A 15,318-nucleotide genomic window follows, 5' to 3' on the forward strand; every position below is an offset into this window, starting at 1 on the left:
ACGTTTCCCCTGCGCCCGGGACACGGCCCCGGGCGGCGGCTCAGGCCTGGCCGACCTCGAACCGCACGAAGCGGGTCACCTCGATGCCGGCCTCGGCCAGCACCTGCTTGACGGTCTTCTTGTTGTCGGCGACCGCGGCCTGCTCCAGCAGGACGAAGTCCTTGAAGAAGGAGTTGACCCGACCCTCGACGATCTTCGGCAGCGCCGCCTCGGGCTTCTTCTCCTCGCGGGCGGTCTGCTCGGCGATGCGCCGCTCCGACTCGACCGTCTCGGCGGGCACCTCGTCGCGGGTGAGGTACTTCGGCCGCATCGCGGCGATCTGCATCGCCACGCCGCGCGCGTCCGCGTCGGCCGCCTCGTCGGTCTTGCCGGTGAACTGCACCAGCACGCCGACCGCCGGGGGCAGGTCCTGGCTCTTGCGGTGCAGGTAGACCGCGGTGGTGCCGTCGAGCTTGGCGAAGCGGTTGAGCACCAGCTTCTCGCCGATCTTGGCGGACTGCTCCTGGATCAGGTCGGCCACGGTCTTGCCGTCGATGCTGCTCGCGAGCAGCTCCTCGGCGGTGGTGGCGCCGCTGGTCACGCCGTGCTCGACGAGCTGCTGGGCCAGCGCGATGAAGGCGTCGTTCTTGGCGACGAAGTCGGTCTCGCAGTTGAGCTCGAGCAGCGCCTGGCCGGAGTGGGCGACGAGGCCGTTGGCCGCGGTGCGGCCGGCCCGCTTGCCGACATCCTTGGCACCCTTGACGCGCAGGATCTCGACGGCCTTGTCGAAGTCGCCCTCGGCCTCGGTCAGCGCCTTCTTGGAGTCCATCATGCCGGCGCCGGTGAGGTCCCGGAGCTTCTTGACGTCCGCGGCGGTGAAGTTGGACATGACTCTCTCTTCGGTGTCAGTGAGGTGGTCTGGGGAGCTGGTTACCCGTTCCGGGCCGGTGCTGCCCGGCGTACCCGTCGCGCCCCACCGCCGGGAACAGCCGACGGTGGGGACGCGACGGCGAGATCACTCCGCGGCGGCGGTCGCCGGCTGCTCGGTGGCCTTCTTCGGCTCCTCGGCGGCCGGCTGCTCGGCGGCGGCGGCGGGCTGCTCGGCGGCGGCGGCGGGCTGCTCGTCGGCCTTCTTCGGCTCCTCGAGCAGCTCGCGCTCCCACTCGGCCAGCGGCTCGTCGGCGCCGACCTGGCCCGCCTCGGGCTTCTCGTCGCCACCCCGGTTACGGCCGGAGCGGGCGATCAGACCGTCGGCGACGGCGGCGGCGACGACCTTGGTCAGCAGCTCGGCCGAGCGGATGGCGTCGTCGTTGCCCGGGATCGGGAAGTCGACCTCGTCCGGGTCGCAGTTGGTGTCGAGCACGGCGATCACCGGGATGCCCAGCTTGCGGGCCTCGTCGACGGCGATGTGCTCCTTCTTGGTGTCGACGATCCAGACCGCGGCCGGCAGCTTCTGCATGTCCCGCAGGCCACCGAGGGTGCGGGTCAGCTTGATCTTCTCGCGGGAGAGCTGGAGGGTCTCCTTCTTGGTGTAACCGGCGGCGGTGCCGCTCAGGTCACCCAGGGCCTCGAGCTCCTTCATCCGCTGCAGCCGCTTGTACACGGTCTGGAAGTTGGTCAGCATGCCACCGAGCCAGCGGTGGTTGACGTACGGCTGGCCGACCCGGGTCGCCTGCTCGGCGATGGCCTCCTGGGCCTGCTTCTTGGTGCCGACGAACAGGATGCTGCCGCCGCCCGCGACGGTGGTGCGGATGAACTCGTACGCCTTCTCGATGTAGTCGAGGGTCTGGCGCAGGTCGATGATGTAGATACCGTTGCGCTCGGTGAAGATGAAGCGCTTCATCTTCGGGTTCCAGCGGCGGGTCTGGTGCCCGAAGTGCACACCGCTCTCCAGCAGCTGACGCATGGTCACGACGGCCATGGTGGGTACTCCTACTGTGTCCCTGGTTGTCCGTCCGGCCGGCGGCCGGACGCCTGGCGCCCGGTCGCCGGCCAGGGTGGGCCCGGGTGGAAGAACCGGGACCAGGGAGGCCGTCGCCCCACGGGAGACCGTGGAGAGGGCACGCGAGGTCGACCGCGCGAGGCGGTCGCCGTTGCCAAGTGTACGCGCCCGCTCCGCACCCCGGCCCCGGGGTGCGGAGTCCTGCCTGATCTTGCGGTCGGCGGGCGGCCCCGACGTGCGCCGCCGCCGACGGTCAGCGGGCCGCGAGGGCCGCCGCGACGAAGAGCACCAGGCCGACGGTCAGGTAGGCGGTCGGCGGGCGCAGCCAGCCGCGGCTGCCGTCGGCGAGCGCCAGCCCACCGGTGCGCAGCCCGTACAGCCCGGCGCCGAAGATCGGCAGCCCGACCACCAGGAACGTGCCCACCACGACGTGCGACGCCGACACCGGGTCGCCCACCAGCCCGTGCAGCAGCACCCGCAACGCCGGCACCTCCAGCACCACCACCAACGCCGCCAGCAGCACCGCGAGCGCCGGACGACGGGTCCGGTAGACGCCGTCACCGGGCGGCGGCCCCTCCGTCCGGGGCACCACCGCCGGCATCGGGCCGGTCGGCATCTCCAGCGGGTTCACCGGCGGCGCGGCCGGGTCCGCCGCGCCGGCCGGCCGCTCGCCCACCGTCAACGGGGTGGCCGCGCCGGGACCCGTCCGGCCGCCGAGGGAGATCTGCGTCCCGCCGGCCGTGGCGGGCTCGGCCGACCGGCCGGTGTCCACGATCGGGTAGCCGCCCAGCGGGCCGGGACGGGCCGGGTCGGGGCTGCCGGCGAGCGCGTCCGCGCCTCGGGCGCCGAGCGGGTTCGCGCCGCGCGCACCGGTGCCGAGCGCGTCCACGCCGCTGCGGGACACCGCGCCGAGCGGGTCCTCGCCGGGCGTGCCGGCCGCCTCGCGGGCCGCCCGGCGACCGGCTCGGCCGGGCAGCTCACCGGAGACCTCCGGGTCGTCCGGTCGCTGCGACCGCCAACCGCTCGTGTCGTCGACCAGCGGATCGGCGGCGGGGTATCCCCCGTAGCGGCTCTCACCGGCGCGCTGCTCCGGGGCGCGGTAGTCGTCGTCGCGGTAGCGCGGCTCACCTGCGGCGCGCCAGTTCGACTCGTACCCGCGGTCGCCCCACCGCGGTTCCTGCTGATCCTCGGGGTAGCTGCGTCGTCCGTCCACGACCGGCACGGTATGCGACCGGCACCAGCCGCGCCATTCGGATCGGCCGTGACGTCGCCGCAGCTCAGCGCCGCTCCGGCCGGTGGTGGTCAGGTGACGCCGGGTGACCGTCTCGGCACCGGGCCGCTAGCAGAACGAGATGAAGATCGTGAGCCCGTCCACAACCGCACCCTTGTCCACAGGCCGGTGGCGGCGGGACACCGGCCGGCGGCCCGCCGCCCGCATCCTGGCCGGCATGACGAACCGGAACCAGGCCGTCGGCGCGTACGGCGAACGGTGCGCGCTGCGGCACCTGATCGACACCGGGCTGCGGCCGATCGCCCGCAACTGGCGCTGCCCCGACGGGGAGATCGACATCATCGCCTGGGAGGGCCCGGTCCTCGCCTTCTGCGAGGTGAAGACCCGACGCACCGAGCGATACGGCTCCCCCGCCGAGGCGGTGGTCCGGACCAAGGCGCGCCGGCTGCGCGGCCTGGCCGCCCGCTGGCTCGCCGAGACCGGCACCACCGCCGACGAGGTCCGCTTCGACGTGCTCTCGGTGCGGCTGCCGGCAACCGGGCGGGCCCGGGTCGAACACCTCCGCGGCGCGTTCTGACATGGGCTACGCCAAGGTTCTCAGCGTCGGCCTGGCCGGCGTGGCCGGGCACGTGGTCGAGGTCGAGGCCGACCTCGCCCCCGGCCTGCCCGCCGTCGTCATCTCCGGCCTACCCGACACGGCGCTGCACGAGGCCCGCGACCGGGTCCGCGCCGCCATCGTCAACTCCGGCCAGAAGTGGCCCAACCGGCGGATCACCCTCAACCTGCTCCCGGCCACCCTGCCCAAGTACGGCTCCGCGTTCGACCTCGCCATCGCGGTGGCCGTGCTCGCCGGCTCCGGCGAACTACCCCCGGTCGCCCTGGACGCCACCGTGATCCTCGGCGAACTCGGCCTCGACGGCACCGTCCGGCCGGTCCGCGGCACCCTGCCGATGGTCGCCGCCGCCGCCCGGGCCGGATACCCGAGCGTCGTGGTGCCCGCCGGCAACGCCGCCGAGGCCGCCGTCATCCCCGGCGTGCGGATACGCGCCGTCGACACCCTGCACCGGCTCGTCGCCCACGTCCGCGACGGCACACCCCTGCTCGTCCCGCCCGAGAGGTCACCGGCCGACGCGACCGCCGGCCCCGACCTCAGCGACGTCGCCGGGCAGCCGCTCGGTCGCCGGGCCCTCGAGATCGCCGCCGCCGGCGGCCACCACCTCGCGCTGCTCGGCCCGCCCGGCGCCGGCAAGACGATGCTCGCCGAGCGCCTGCCGTCGATCCTGCCCGAACTGGACGACGAGGCCGCCCTGGAGGTGACCGCGCTGCACTCGATCGCCGGCCTGCTCCCGCCCGGCGGTGGCCTGCTGCGCCGTCCCCCGTTCCAGGCGCCGCACCACACCGCCACGGTGCCGGCGCTTGTCGGCGGCGGTTCCGGGCTGGCCCGCCCCGGCGCGGTGTCACTGGCCCACCGCGGCGTGCTCTTCCTCGACGAGGCGCCCGAGTTCGCCAAGGGCGCGCTGGAGGCGTTGCGTCAACCGCTGGAGAGCGGCCGGGTCCGGGTCGCCCGCACCCGGGGCGCGACCGAATACCCGGCCCGCAGCCAGCTCGTGCTGGCCGCCAACCCCTGCCCCTGCGCCAAGCCGTCCGGCGACGTCGACTGCGAGTGCACCCCGCAGGCCCGGCGGCGCTACCTGGGGCGGCTGTCCGGGCCGCTGCTCGACCGGGTCGACGTGCAGGTCCGGCTGATGCCGGTGCGGGCGGCCGAGCTGCTGCAGACCGGCGCCCCGCACGAGTCCTCCGCCGCCGTGGCCGCCCGCGTCGCCGAGGCGCGCCGGGCCGCGGCCGACCGCTGGGCCCCCACCGGGCACCGGGTGAACGCCGACGTCCCCGGCCCGCACCTGCGCCGGCCGCCGTGGCACCTGCCGGCCCGGATCACCCGGGAGCTACGCCGCCGCCTCGACACCGGCTCGCTGTCGGCGCGCGGATACGACCGGGTGCTCCGGCTCTCCTGGACCGTCGCCGACCTGGACGGGCGGGACCGACCCGAGAAGCAGGACATCGAGGAGGCCATCCACTTCAGGACGGGAGAGGGCACGTGACGGGCGCCGAGGACCGCAGATTTGCCCGGGTGGCGCTGACCTGGCTCGCCGAGCCGGGCACCCGGTCGGTGCACCGACTCGTCCAGCGGCTCGGGCCGGTGGACGCGCTCGACCGGCTGCTGGCCGGCGGCGCACCGGACCGGACGCTCCGGGCGGCGGTGGCGGCGCGCACCGCCACCGGCGACGCCCGGGCGGTCGCGGCGGAGGCGCTGGCGCGCGGGGAGCGGCTCGGCGCGCGGCTGGTCACCCCGGAGGACGACGAGTGGCCGCCACAGGTCGCCGAGCTGCGCAACCTGGTCCTGCCCGAGGCCGTCCGGCGGGTCGACGTGGAGACCGACCCGCCGCTCTGCTTCTGGGTACGCGGCGCCTGGCCGCTCGGCGACGCGCTGGACCGCTCGGTGGCCGTGGTCGGTGCCCGGGCGGCCACCCCCTACGGCTCGCACGTCGCCACCGAACTGGGTTACGGGCTCGCCGACCGGGAGTGGACGGTGGTCTCCGGCGGGGCGTTCGGCATCGACTCGGCGGCGCACCGCGGGGCGCTGGCCGCGGGCGGGCGCACGGTCGCGGTGCTGGCCTGCGGCCTGGACCGCCCCTACCCGATGGGCAACGCCGCGCTGTTCGACCGGATCGCGGAGACCGGCCTGCTGGTGAGCGAGTGGATGCCGGGCGCCGAGCCGCTTCGGCCACGGTTCCTCGTCCGCAACCGGGTCATCGCGGCGGCGACCCGGGGCACGGTGCTGGTCGAGGCGGCCGCCCGCAGCGGCGCCACCCAGACCCTCAACCGGGCGCTCGGCCTGGCACGCCCGGCGATGGTGGTGCCCGGCCCGGTGACCTCGGCCATGTCCGTGGGCGGGCATCAGGTGCTCCGGGAAAGGTCTTCCGCCCGGCTGGTCACCGGCGTCGCGCACGTGCTGGAGGAGGTCGGCCGGATCGGGGACGACCTGGCGCCGCTCGCGCGGGCCCCGGAGCGCCCGCGGGACCGGCTCGACGACGACGCGACCCAGGTGCTGGAGGCGCTGCCCCGCCGCCGGACGCTCGACCTTGAGGGCGTCGCGACGCGCGCCGGGGTGGACCTGCGCACCGCGATGCGGAAACTGTCCATGCTGGAGGAGCTGGCCCTGGTGGTGCGCCGCGACGGCGGGTACGCGCTCGCGCCGCCCGACCGGCCCGAGCGGTGAGCGGGTCAGTCGCCCTCGAACCGCAGCTCGACGTCGCGCCCCTCCCGACAGCGGTGGGCGAGCCGGGCGAGCCGGCGGATCTGGTCGACCTCCTGCGGCGCGCGGGCCGCCTCCAGCAGGCAGCGCAGCTCGGTGAGCAGGTGCGGGACCTGTGTGGCGTCCACGGTCAGCTCGCCGAGGGGCGCGACGCGGTCCAACATCGGGGTCCGCCCGCCGCCCCGCACCCGGGTGAGCAGGTCGAGCAGCACGTCCTGCCGGTCCGCCACCACCTCGATCGACACGTACGACGACCGGCGGCGGTCGGTGCCGGCGCGCACCCGCCGGTAGAGCACGGCATCCACTCCCACGCTCCGGTCCCTCCTCGCGCCGGCGTCACCGTCGCGGCGACGCCCCGGCCGGCCGACGCCAGGTCACCGGCACCGACCCCTTCCCACCAGGATTTTCCCTGTCCAGAACCCTTCCGACCACCCCGTCGACGCGACCGGGCTCCCGGGCTCGGGTGCGTCCGTGGTCGCCCGGGCCGCAACAGGCGCACCCGGAGCCGTGACACGAATCCGGCCGGCGGTGCCCGGCCCGGCCGACGCCCGCCGAGCGACCCCGTCCGGCCGGGCCGGCCGTAGTCTGGACCGGTGTCCGACGACCGCACCCGCCTTGGTCGGCGCCACCACACGTGCCGAACGCGCGCGGAGCCGTCCGGTGGCTGAGCGGCGGCGTGGCACCCGGGCCGCGCACGAGGAGCTGCCGACGCCGATGCGCGAGGCGGTGGACGACTTCGCCGACCATCTGTCCCGGGTGCGCAACCGGTCCGCGCACACCGTCCGGGCCTACGTCACGGACCTCGTCTCGCTGCTGGACCACGCCGTGCGGATGGGCTGCGCCGACCTGCCCGAGCTGGATCTCGGGGTGCTGCGCAGTTGGCTGGCGAAGCAGCGGACGACGGGAACCGCCCGGTCCACCATGGCCCGGCGGGCCGCCGCCGCGCGCACGTTCAGCGCGTGGGCGCACCGGGCCGGCCTGCTCCCGGCCGACGTCGCCGCGCCGCTGGCCAGCCCGCGGGCCCACCGGGAGCTGCCCACCGTGCTGCGCGCCGACCAGGCGGCCACCCTGATGGACGCCCCGACGCGAGCCGGCCGGGCGACGGACGCCGACGCGCCGGCCGGCGACGGGCCGCCGGACGCGGTGCTGCTGCGGGACCGGCTGCTGCTCGAACTGCTCTACGGCACCGGGGTGCGGATCAGCGAGGCCTGCGGGCTCGACGTCGCGGACGTCGACCAGGCCCGCCGGGTGGTACGCGTGCTGGGCAAGGGCGGGCGGGAGCGCGCGGTGCCGTACGGGGTGCCGGCGCAGCGGGCGCTGGACGCGTGGCTCGCCGTCGGCCGCCCGACGCTGGTGGCGCCCGGTTCAAGCCGGGCGTTGCTGCTCGGCGCGCGGGGCGGGCGGCTCAACCCGACCACCGCGCGCCGGATCGTGGCCGGGTGGGCCGACGCGGCCGGGGTGCCCCCGGTGACCCCGCACGGGCTGCGTCACTCGGCCGCCACCCACCTGCTCGAAGGCGGTGCGGACCTGCGTGCCGTCCAGGAGCTGCTCGGGCACTCGTCGCTGGCCAGCACCCAGATCTACACGCACGTCTCGGTCGAGCGGCTGCGGGCGGCCTACCGGCAGGCGCATCCGCGGGCCTGACCGAAGCGGCGAGGGGATGATCCACGGCGGGCTAGGATCGACGGATGACGGTGCCGCAGCCGCCCGAGCCGATTCCCGGGGCTCGGCTGCTCTTCTCCCTCGACCCGTCCGTCAGCCACCTCAACCACGGCTCGTTCGGCGCCGTACCGATCCCGGTGCAGCGCGCCCAGCAGCGCCTGCGGGACGAGATGGAGGCCAACCCGCTGCGGTTCTTCACCCAGGGTCTGGTCGACCGGATCACCCACGCCCGGCGGCACCTGGCCACCTTCCTCGGCGCCGACCCGGACGGCACCGCCCTGGTCGGCAACGTCACCGCCGGCGCGGCCGTGGTGTTGCAGTCGCTGGCGCTGCGGCCGGGCGACGAGGTGCTGACCACCGACCACGGCTACGGCGCGGTCGCCCTGTCGGTGGCGCGGGAGTGCGAGCGGACCCAGGCGGTGTCCCGCACCGTGGCCGTGCCGTTGGGCGCCACCGACGAGGAGGTGGTCGAGATCGTGCGGGCCGCGCTGCGCCCGGGGCGGACCCGGCTGCTGATCGTCGACCAGCTCACCTCGCCCACCGCCCGGCTGTTCCCGGCGGCGGCGCTGGTCGCGGTGGCCCGGGAGCGGGGCGTGCCGGTGCTGGTGGACGCGGCGCACGCGCCGGGCATGCTGCCGGCCTCGGTGACCTCGGTCGGCGCCGACTTCTGGGTCGGCAACCTGCACAAGTGGGCGTACGCGCCGCGCGGCACCGCCGCGCTGGTGGTGGCGGAGCCGTGGCGGGAGCGGATCCAGCCACTCGTCGTGTCGTGGGAGCAGGGCAGCGGGTTCCCCACCCGGGTCGAGTGGCAGGCCACGCTCGACTACACCGGTTGGCTGGCCGCGCCGATCGGCCTGTTCACGCTGCGCAGCCTCGGCGTGGACCGGGTCCGCGCGCACAACGCGGCGCTGGCCGCGTACGGGCAGCGGGTCGTCGGGGACGCGCTGGGCGTGGCGCCGGAGCGGCTGCCGGCGCCCGGCGGGCCGGCGGTCGCCATGCGGCTGGTGCCGCTGCCGCCGGGTGTCGCGACGACGCTGGACGCCGCCCGGGCGCTGCGCGCCGAGATCGCGGACCGGCTCGGCGCGGAGGTGTCGGTCGCCGGCTGGAACGGGCGCGGCTACCTGCGGTTGTGCGGCCAGGTCTACAACACCCCCGAGGAGTACGACCGGTTGGCGGTGCGGCTGCCGACGCTGCTCGCCGGGCGTTGAGCGATCCGCGTGCCGGCTCCGGGATCAGCCTCTTCGAGCGGGAGCAGGCGGATCCGGCCCAACCCGAGCAGGGCGAGCGGGTCCAGGTAGGCGTCGCCGCGACGCAGCCCCCAGTGCAGGCACGCGGTGTCGGCGCAGCCGGGGTGCCCGGGGAGCAGGTCGCCGATCGGCGTGCCGGCGTGGACCCGGTCGCCGGCCGCGAGTCGGGGCCGGACCGGCTCGTAGGTGGTGCGCAGCCCGTCGCCGTGGCCGACGGTGACCACCGGTCGGCCGGCCACCGAGCCGGCGAAGAGCACCGTTCCGGCGCCCGCGGCGCGGACCTCGGCGCCCGGCGCGGCCAGCAGGTCGACGCCCCGGTGGCCGGGCAACCAGGGTTCCGGTGGCGGGTCGAACCGCCGGCCGGGCCGGGGCGGGCCGGGCAGCGGCCACCGGAAGCGTGCCGCCGACGGTGACGCCCCGCGCGGCGTCGGACCCGCGGACGGCCACGACGACCGGGCGCCGGCCGGCGGCGGCAGGGCGTCGGCCAGCGGCGGCAGGGCGTCGGCCGGCGGCGGCAGGGCGTCGGCCGGCACCGGAGCCGCCGACGACGGCGCCCGGCCCACGGCCGGCGCCGGAGCCGCGGCCGGTGCCGGGTCGGCCGGTGGCGCGCCGGGGCCGGTGGTCAGGCCGGGCACGAGGAGCAGGACCAGCAGCGCGGGGCCGAGCGGGATCCTCATGCCGCGCACTCTGCCGGCCAGGGCCGGTTCCGCGCGCCCCGGCCGGAGCAACACTGTGGACGACGCCCGGATGTGGACGCTCCCCGAAATCGGGACGGATCTGCTAAGGCCACGACGCCTATGCTGGCCGCGTGACGAAGGACTGGCTCGACTGGCACCGTGACTACGACCGGCCCGACTCCGCGCTGTCCCGGCGGCTCGTCGAGGTGCGGCGGCTGATCGTCGAGGCGCTGGACACCGCGCCGCCCGGCCCGCTGCGCGCGATCAGCCTCTGCGCCGGGCAGGGGCGCGACCTGGTCCCCGTGCTGGCCGCCCACCCGCGTGGCGGCGAGGTGACCGCCCGGCTGGTCGAGCTGGATCCGCGCAACACCGAGGTGGCCCGCCGGGCGGTCGCCGAGGCGGGGCTGACCGGCGTGGAGGTGGTGACCGACGACGCGGCGGTCACCGACCGGTACGCCGACCTGGCGCCGGCGGACCTGGTGCTGGCGTGCGGCGTCTTCGGCAACATCTCCGACGAGGACATCCGGTCGACGGTGCGGCACTGCGCGTCGCTCTGCGCCACCGGCGGCACGGTGCTGTGGACGCGGCACCGCCGCGAGCCGGACCTGGTGCCCGCCATCTGCGACTGGTTCGCCGAGGAGGGTTTCGAGCCGGTCGCGGTGAGCAGCCCGGCCGACGGCGTGGGTGTCGGCGCGCACCGGTTCACCGGCCCGCCCCGGCCGCTGGCGAGGGGCGCGCGGATGTTCGAGTTCGTGGGCTACGACGAGGTGGAGCGACGATGACCACCGTGGACGACGTCAGCCGGCCCTCCCGGGTGGCCGGGCCGGACGAGGCGATCAGCGCCGAGGAGCTTCAGCTCGCCACGCGCAACCACGGCATCCCGCTGGAGGCGTTGCGCTACGACGTGACCCCGGCGGGCCTGCACTACCTGCTCATCCACTACGACATCCCGGACGTCGACGCGGACGCGCACACGCTCGCCGTGTCCGGGGCCGTCGCGCGTCCGCTCCGGCTGGACCTGTCGGCGTTGCGGGCGCGGCCCCGGGTGACCCGTCAGGTCACGTTGGAGTGTGCCGGCAACGGTCGGGCGCTGCTGCACCCACGCCCGGTCAGCCAGCCCTGGTTGGTGGAGGCGGTGGGCAACGCGGAGTGGACCGGCACGCCGCTGGCCCCGCTGCTGCGCGAGGCCGGTCTGGCCGACGACGCGGTGGACGTGGTGTTCACCGGCGCAGACCACGGGGTGGAGCGCGGCGTCGAGCAGGACTACCAGCGGGCGCTGCCGGTGGCCGACGCGCTGCGCGAGGAGGTGCTGCTGGCGTACGAGATGAACGGCGCTCCGCTGCTGCCGCAGCACGGCGCACCGCTGCGGCTGATCGTGCCGGGGTGGTACGGCATGGCGCACGTCAAGTGGCTGCGGGACATCCACGTGACGACCGCGCCGTTCGACGGCTACCAGAACGCGGTGGCCTACCGGCTGCGGCGTGACGCCGACGACCCCGGGGTGCCGGTGACCCGGATCGAGCCGCGCGCCCTGGTGCGTCCGCCCGGTTTCCCGGACTTCATGTCCCGGACGCGGGTGCTGCGGCCCGGTCCGTGCACGGTGGACGGTCGGGCGTGGTCCGGCTACGGGCCGGTGACGTTGGTCGAGGTGACCGTCGACGGCGGCGGCACGTGGGCGCCGGCGGGCCTGGACGAGCCCACCGGCGACGGGTGGGGGTGGCGCCGGTGGTCGATGGCGTGGACGGCGGAGCCGGGGCGGTACGTGCTGGGGGCCCGGGCGACGGACGCCTCGGGGCGGACCCAGCCGGTCGAGCAGCCGTGGAACCGGGGCGGGTTCGCGAACAACCTGGTGCAGCGGGTGGCGGTGGTGGTGCCGGCGGAGTGATCCGCCGTCGCGGCGGCGGGCGGTGCGGACCCGCCGCGCTCAGCCGCCGAAGCCGGAATCTGCGGGAAGCGAGATGTCGGGCTTTTCGAGCTCTTCCACATTGACGTCCTTGAACGTCATCACTCGGACGTTCTTCACGAAACGGGCGGGACGGTACATGTCCCACACCCAGGCGTCGTGCATCTCGACCTCGAAGTAGACCTCGCCGTCCGAGTTGCGAACGTGCAGGTCCACCTGGTTGGCCAGGTAGAAACGGCGCTCGGTCTCCACCACGTAGGAGAACTGGCGGACAATGTCGCGGTACTCCCGGTAGAGCTGCAGCTCCATCTCGGTCTCGTACTTCTCGAGATCTTCCGCGCTCATCGCACTCCGCCTTCCATGACCACATCTTCCCCCACCGACGCCGGAGGTCGCGGCTGCTCGCCCAACGCCACGCCGACGGTACCCCCTGGCGCGCCGGAGTGCTCCATCGGCTCGTCCGGACGCCCGAAGAGCGCCGCCTCCGCCTCCCGCCCCACCGGCCGGCGGGCGCGGGGCGGCCGCCCGTCCCGCCCGGAGACGGCGGCCACGTTCACGTACGAGAAACGGTGCTCCCGGCACGGGCCCCGCTCGCGCAGCGCGGCGCTGTGCTCGGCGGTGATGTAGCCCTTGTGCTCGGCGAAGCCGTAACCGGGATAGCGCCCGTCCAGGTCCACCATGATCCGGTCCCGGGTGACCTTGGCGAGCACGCTCGCGGCGGCGACACAGGCGGCCACCCGGTCGCCCTTCCAGACCGCCAGACCGGGCACGTCGAGCCCGTCCACGCCGAAGCCGTCGGTCAGCACGTAGTCGGGACGCGTGGCGAGCGAGGCGAGCGCCCGGCGCATCGCGGCCAGGTTGCAGACGTGCAGACCGCGCGCGTCGACCTCCTCGGCCGGGACGACCACCACGGCGTAGGCCAGGGCGCGCGCCACCACCTCCCGGTAGACCCGCTCCCGGGCCGCCGGGGTGAGCAGCTTGGAGTCGGCCAGCTCCTCGATCTCGCCGCGCCGCCCCTCGGGCAGGATCGCGGCGGCGGCCACCAGCGGCCCCGCGCACGCGCCGCGGCCGGCCTCGTCCGCGCCCGCCACCTGCCGGAAGCCCCGGCGCTGCAGGGCCCGCTCCAGCGCGTAGAGGCCGCCGTCGCGGCGCACCACGGTGCGGGGCGGGGTCAGCACGTGTCGCTCCCGGTCAGCACCCGGCCGAGCCGGGCGGGCAGGTCCGGCGGGTAGTAGCGCTCGGTGGTGGCGGCCAGGTCGGCCACCGCCCACCAGCGGTGGCCGTGCACGCTGGCCCGCTCGACCGCGTCGAAGCCTGCGGTGTCGACCTCCCACCCGGGCACCCGGGCGAGGAAGAACTCCTGCTCCTGGCGGTACCAGACGCCGTCGAACGGGAACTCCACCGTCTCGGACCAGACCGGCGCGCCCAGCTCGGCCGGGGCCAGCCGCAGGCCGGTCTCCTCGGCCAGCTCGCGCGCGGCGCCCTGGGCCGGGGTCTCCCCCGGGTCGAGCCCGCCGCCCGGGGTGAACCAGTAGCGGTGCCCCGGCCGGGCCGGATCACTGCCGTGGAACAGCAGCACCCGGTCGGCCGCGTCGACCAGCAGCACCCGGGCCGCGCGTCGAGGGGTGTAGACGGTCACCGCACCAGCCTGCCAGACGCCACCGACGGACGACCACGCCGTCCCGGCGGTTCAGGGGTTCGGGATGCCGTCGAACTGCTTGGGCACGGTGAGCCAGGTGGCCCGGCCGAACGGCCAGAAGATGGTGAAGGCCCGGCCGACGACCTCGCCCTCCGGGATGGTCGCCTCGTTGATGTCCTCGCCGGACTGCTGCCAGTGCTCCAACGAGTCGCCGGAGGCCTCCCGGTGGTCGCCCATCACCCACAGCCGGCCGTCCGGCACGGTGATGTCGAAGTCCTGGTCGGCCGGCTTGTTGCCGGGGAAGATGAACGGCTCGTCGATCGGCTTGCCGTTGATGACCAGACGTTCCTGCCCGCCGGTCCGGTCGCAGCAGACCACGTGGTCGCCGCCGACGCCGATCACCCGCTTGATGAAGTCCTCGCCGTCGGGGTTGCCGCTCCACTCGGTCGGCGCCTTGAAGACGATCACCTCGCCGCGGTGCGGCGAGCGGAAGTCGTAGACCAGCTTGTTGACCAGCACCCGATCGTCGATCTTGAGGGTGTTCTCCATGGACGGCGACGGGATGAAGAAGGTCTGCAGCACGAAGGCACGAACCAGCACTGCGACCAGGATCGCCACACCCAGGAGGATGGGCAGTTCCTTCCAGAAGGAACTGCGCGGCTTTTCGGTCTGCTCGTCAATCACGGGAGGAGCCTACGTCCCCGGGTGCGACGCAGTCGCCCCGAACCCGCGAGAACGGTCAGCGTCGACGCGACCGGGATAATCAGGACGACCCCTCCCACCGGATCCGGGTCGACCGGGGCCGGTCGCGCCGGTGCGGCGTCCGGGCGGGGCAGGTCCGTGAAGGTCTTCGGTACGGGCAGACTCGTCCACCGCTGGGACGGCCAGACGATCATGAAGGCGCGGCCGATCACGTTGTCGATCGGCACCGGCCCCTGACAGCGGGCGTCCTGCGACACCAGCCGGTGGTCACCCATCACGAAGATCTGCCCGGGTGGCACCACCACCTCGGTGAACTGCCGGGACCGGCACTCCTTCGGATTGGGCGGCAGGTCGACCGGCGAGTCCTCGGAGACGTACGCCTGCTCCTCCAGCGGCGTGCCGTTGACCACGACCCGACCCTTGTCGCAGCACCAGACCTTGTCGCCGGGCACCCCGATGACGCGCTTGATGAAGTCCTTCTCGCCGGGGCGGCTGACGCCGACCAGGTCGCCGAACGTGCGACCGATCTTGCCGGTCAGGTTGGTCGGCGGGGCCGGCGCCTCCTGGGCGACCCAGCGGTCGGTGCCCCGGAACACCACGACCTCGCCGCGGATCGGGTCGCGCATGTCGTAGACGACCTTGTTGACCAGCACGCGGTCGCCGACGAGCAGCGTGTTCTCCATCGACCCGGAGGGGATGAAGAAGGCCTGGAGCAGGAACGTGCGGATCAGCACCGCCAGGCAGAACGCCACCACGAGCAGCAGCGGCAACTCCTGCCAGAGCGGCATCTGCCGGCGGGAGCGCCGAGCGCGTCGGCGCCAGGGATCGGCGGTGCCGTCCTCGTCAAGCATCTGCACCATGCCACTCTCCGGTCCGCGGAAACGACACTACCGCCCGGGAGTCTCCTCGCGGAGACCCCACGGGCGGCAGTGGACCGCTTCGCACCGTCCGGCTGCGCCCGTACCAACCAGGGTAATGCGATCCGGTCGATACGACATCCGCGCAGGCCGGGCGGTGTGGCGA

Annotated in this window: 17 protein-coding genes; 7 read left to right on the forward strand and 10 right to left on the reverse strand. The window is 75.0% G+C overall.

Going from position 1 to position 15,318, the window contains the following annotated elements; all coding sequences use genetic code 11:
* Nucleotides 1–40: 40 nt before the first annotated feature.
* From tsf to H1D33_RS17125, 3 genes are all read right to left on the reverse strand, one after another.
* On the reverse strand, nucleotides 41–868 hold the full coding sequence (gene tsf, locus H1D33_RS17115; protein WP_181572187.1) for a translation elongation factor Ts: 828 nt from the start codon (nucleotides 866–868) through the stop codon (nucleotides 41–43).
* A 126-nt stretch (nucleotides 869–994) separates the two neighbouring features.
* The gene (rpsB, locus tag H1D33_RS17120) at nucleotides 995–1,900 is read right to left on the reverse strand and encodes a 30S ribosomal protein S2 (protein WP_181572186.1); all 906 of its coding nucleotides are present in this window, start codon (nucleotides 1,898–1,900) and stop codon (nucleotides 995–997) included.
* A 274-nt stretch (nucleotides 1,901–2,174) separates the two neighbouring features.
* Entirely contained in the window at nucleotides 2,175–3,143 is a 969-nt protein-coding gene (locus H1D33_RS17125) for a hypothetical protein (protein ID WP_181572185.1), read from the reverse strand.
* A 226-nt stretch (nucleotides 3,144–3,369) separates the two neighbouring features.
* Here H1D33_RS17125 and H1D33_RS17130 point away from each other — a divergent pair, with 226 nt between their 5' ends.
* Genes H1D33_RS17130 through H1D33_RS17140 form a run of 3 tightly spaced genes read left to right on the forward strand, consistent with a single transcriptional unit; the run spans nucleotide 3,370 to nucleotide 6,429 of the window.
* Nucleotides 3,370–3,729 carry a YraN family protein gene (locus tag H1D33_RS17130; RefSeq protein ID WP_181572184.1) on the forward strand — a complete coding sequence of 120 codons (360 nt, stop codon included), beginning with the start codon at nucleotides 3,370–3,372 and terminating at the stop codon, nucleotides 3,727–3,729.
* A gap of 1 nt (nucleotide 3,730) precedes the next feature.
* The gene (locus tag H1D33_RS17135) at nucleotides 3,731–5,251 is read left to right on the forward strand and encodes a YifB family Mg chelatase-like AAA ATPase (protein ID WP_181572183.1); all 1,521 of its coding nucleotides are present in this window, start codon (nucleotides 3,731–3,733) and stop codon (nucleotides 5,249–5,251) included.
* Nucleotides 5,248–6,429: a DNA-processing protein DprA gene (locus H1D33_RS17140; RefSeq protein ID WP_181572182.1), complete on the forward strand. Its 1,182-nt coding sequence runs from the start codon at nucleotides 5,248–5,250 to the stop codon at nucleotides 6,427–6,429. Before H1D33_RS17135 ends, H1D33_RS17140 begins: the two co-directional genes overlap by 4 nt.
* A gap of 5 nt (nucleotides 6,430–6,434) precedes the next feature.
* On the opposite strand, the gene H1D33_RS17145 is transcribed toward H1D33_RS17140, so the two are convergent.
* The gene (locus tag H1D33_RS17145) at nucleotides 6,435–6,776 is read right to left on the reverse strand and encodes a hypothetical protein (protein WP_181572181.1); all 342 of its coding nucleotides are present in this window, start codon (nucleotides 6,774–6,776) and stop codon (nucleotides 6,435–6,437) included.
* 403 nt (nucleotides 6,777–7,179) lie between these two features.
* On the opposite strand from H1D33_RS17145, the gene H1D33_RS17150 reads away from it, so the two are divergent.
* Nucleotides 7,180–8,109, forward strand: a complete 930-nt coding sequence (locus H1D33_RS17150; RefSeq protein WP_181572694.1) for a tyrosine recombinase XerC — start codon at nucleotides 7,180–7,182, stop codon at nucleotides 8,107–8,109.
* 44 nt (nucleotides 8,110–8,153) lie between these two features.
* A complete protein-coding gene (locus H1D33_RS17155; RefSeq protein ID WP_181572180.1) occupies nucleotides 8,154–9,335 on the forward strand; it encodes an aminotransferase class V-fold PLP-dependent enzyme in 1,182 nt (393 codons plus the stop codon).
* On the opposite strand, the gene H1D33_RS17160 is transcribed toward H1D33_RS17155, so the two are convergent.
* Nucleotides 9,269–10,051 carry a M23 family metallopeptidase gene (locus tag H1D33_RS17160; RefSeq protein ID WP_246412048.1) on the reverse strand — a complete coding sequence of 261 codons (783 nt, stop codon included), beginning with the start codon at nucleotides 10,049–10,051 and terminating at the stop codon, nucleotides 9,269–9,271. The genes H1D33_RS17155 and H1D33_RS17160 overlap by 67 nt on opposite strands.
* Nucleotides 10,052–10,182: 131 nt before the next feature.
* Between H1D33_RS17160 and H1D33_RS17165 the strand changes: the two genes are divergently transcribed.
* Nucleotides 10,183–10,833 (forward strand): class I SAM-dependent methyltransferase, encoded by a 651-nt coding sequence (locus tag H1D33_RS17165; RefSeq protein ID WP_181572179.1) that lies wholly within the window; start codon nucleotides 10,183–10,185, stop codon nucleotides 10,831–10,833.
* Nucleotides 10,830–11,936 carry a sulfite oxidase gene (locus tag H1D33_RS17170; RefSeq protein ID WP_181572178.1) on the forward strand — a complete coding sequence of 369 codons (1,107 nt, stop codon included), beginning with the start codon at nucleotides 10,830–10,832 and terminating at the stop codon, nucleotides 11,934–11,936. The genes H1D33_RS17165 and H1D33_RS17170 overlap by 4 nt, the downstream gene beginning before the upstream one ends.
* A 39-nt stretch (nucleotides 11,937–11,975) precedes the next feature.
* On the opposite strand, the gene H1D33_RS17175 is transcribed toward H1D33_RS17170, so the two are convergent.
* From H1D33_RS17175 to lepB (H1D33_RS17195), 5 genes are read right to left on the reverse strand one after another with little or no spacing between them, the layout of a single operon-like run.
* Nucleotides 11,976–12,299, reverse strand: a complete 324-nt coding sequence (locus H1D33_RS17175; protein WP_007075222.1) for a DUF2469 domain-containing protein — start codon at nucleotides 12,297–12,299, stop codon at nucleotides 11,976–11,978.
* Nucleotides 12,296–13,132, reverse strand: coding sequence for a ribonuclease HII (locus H1D33_RS17180; protein ID WP_181572177.1), 837 nt, complete (start codon nucleotides 13,130–13,132; stop codon nucleotides 12,296–12,298). Before H1D33_RS17180 ends, H1D33_RS17175 begins: the two co-directional genes overlap by 4 nt.
* Nucleotides 13,126–13,593 (reverse strand): NUDIX hydrolase, encoded by a 468-nt coding sequence (locus tag H1D33_RS17185; protein WP_181572176.1) that lies wholly within the window; start codon nucleotides 13,591–13,593, stop codon nucleotides 13,126–13,128. Before H1D33_RS17185 ends, H1D33_RS17180 begins: the two co-directional genes overlap by 7 nt.
* Before the next feature lie 51 nt (nucleotides 13,594–13,644).
* Entirely contained in the window at nucleotides 13,645–14,277 is a 633-nt protein-coding gene (lepB, locus tag H1D33_RS17190; protein WP_181572175.1) for a signal peptidase I, read from the reverse strand.
* A complete protein-coding gene (gene lepB, locus H1D33_RS17195) occupies nucleotides 14,274–15,155 on the reverse strand; it encodes a signal peptidase I (RefSeq protein WP_181572174.1) in 882 nt (293 codons plus the stop codon). Before lepB (H1D33_RS17195) ends, lepB (H1D33_RS17190) begins: the two co-directional genes overlap by 4 nt.
* Nucleotides 15,156–15,318: the final 163 nt, after the last annotated feature.

This window comes from Micromonospora ferruginea, assembly GCF_013694245.2.
GTDB classification, from domain to species: Bacteria; Actinomycetota; Actinomycetes; order Mycobacteriales; family Micromonosporaceae; genus Micromonospora; species Micromonospora robiginosa.

Coding starts and splice junctions, on each gene's coding strand:
- rpsB (WP_181572186.1), bottom strand. CDS start 1,900: ATGGCCGTCGTGACCATGCGTCAGCTGCTGGAGAGCGGTGTGCACTTC.
- tsf (WP_181572187.1), bottom strand. CDS start 868: ATGTCCAACTTCACCGCCGCGGACGTCAAGAAGCTCCGGGACCTCACC.
- H1D33_RS17170 (WP_181572178.1), top strand. CDS start 10,830: ATGACCACCGTGGACGACGTCAGCCGGCCCTCCCGGGTGGCCGGGCCG.
- H1D33_RS17130 (WP_181572184.1), top strand. CDS start 3,370: ATGACGAACCGGAACCAGGCCGTCGGCGCGTACGGCGAACGGTGCGCG.
- H1D33_RS17155 (WP_181572180.1), top strand. CDS start 8,154: ATGACGGTGCCGCAGCCGCCCGAGCCGATTCCCGGGGCTCGGCTGCTC.
- H1D33_RS17175 (WP_007075222.1), bottom strand. CDS start 12,299: ATGAGCGCGGAAGATCTCGAGAAGTACGAGACCGAGATGGAGCTGCAG.
- H1D33_RS17135 (WP_181572183.1), top strand. CDS start 3,731: ATGGGCTACGCCAAGGTTCTCAGCGTCGGCCTGGCCGGCGTGGCCGGG.
- H1D33_RS17150 (WP_181572694.1), top strand. CDS start 7,180: ATGCGCGAGGCGGTGGACGACTTCGCCGACCATCTGTCCCGGGTGCGC.
- H1D33_RS17160 (WP_246412048.1), bottom strand. CDS start 10,051: ATGAGGATCCCGCTCGGCCCCGCGCTGCTGGTCCTGCTCCTCGTGCCC.
- lepB (WP_181572174.1), bottom strand. CDS start 15,155: ATGGTGCAGATGCTTGACGAGGACGGCACCGCCGATCCCTGGCGCCGA.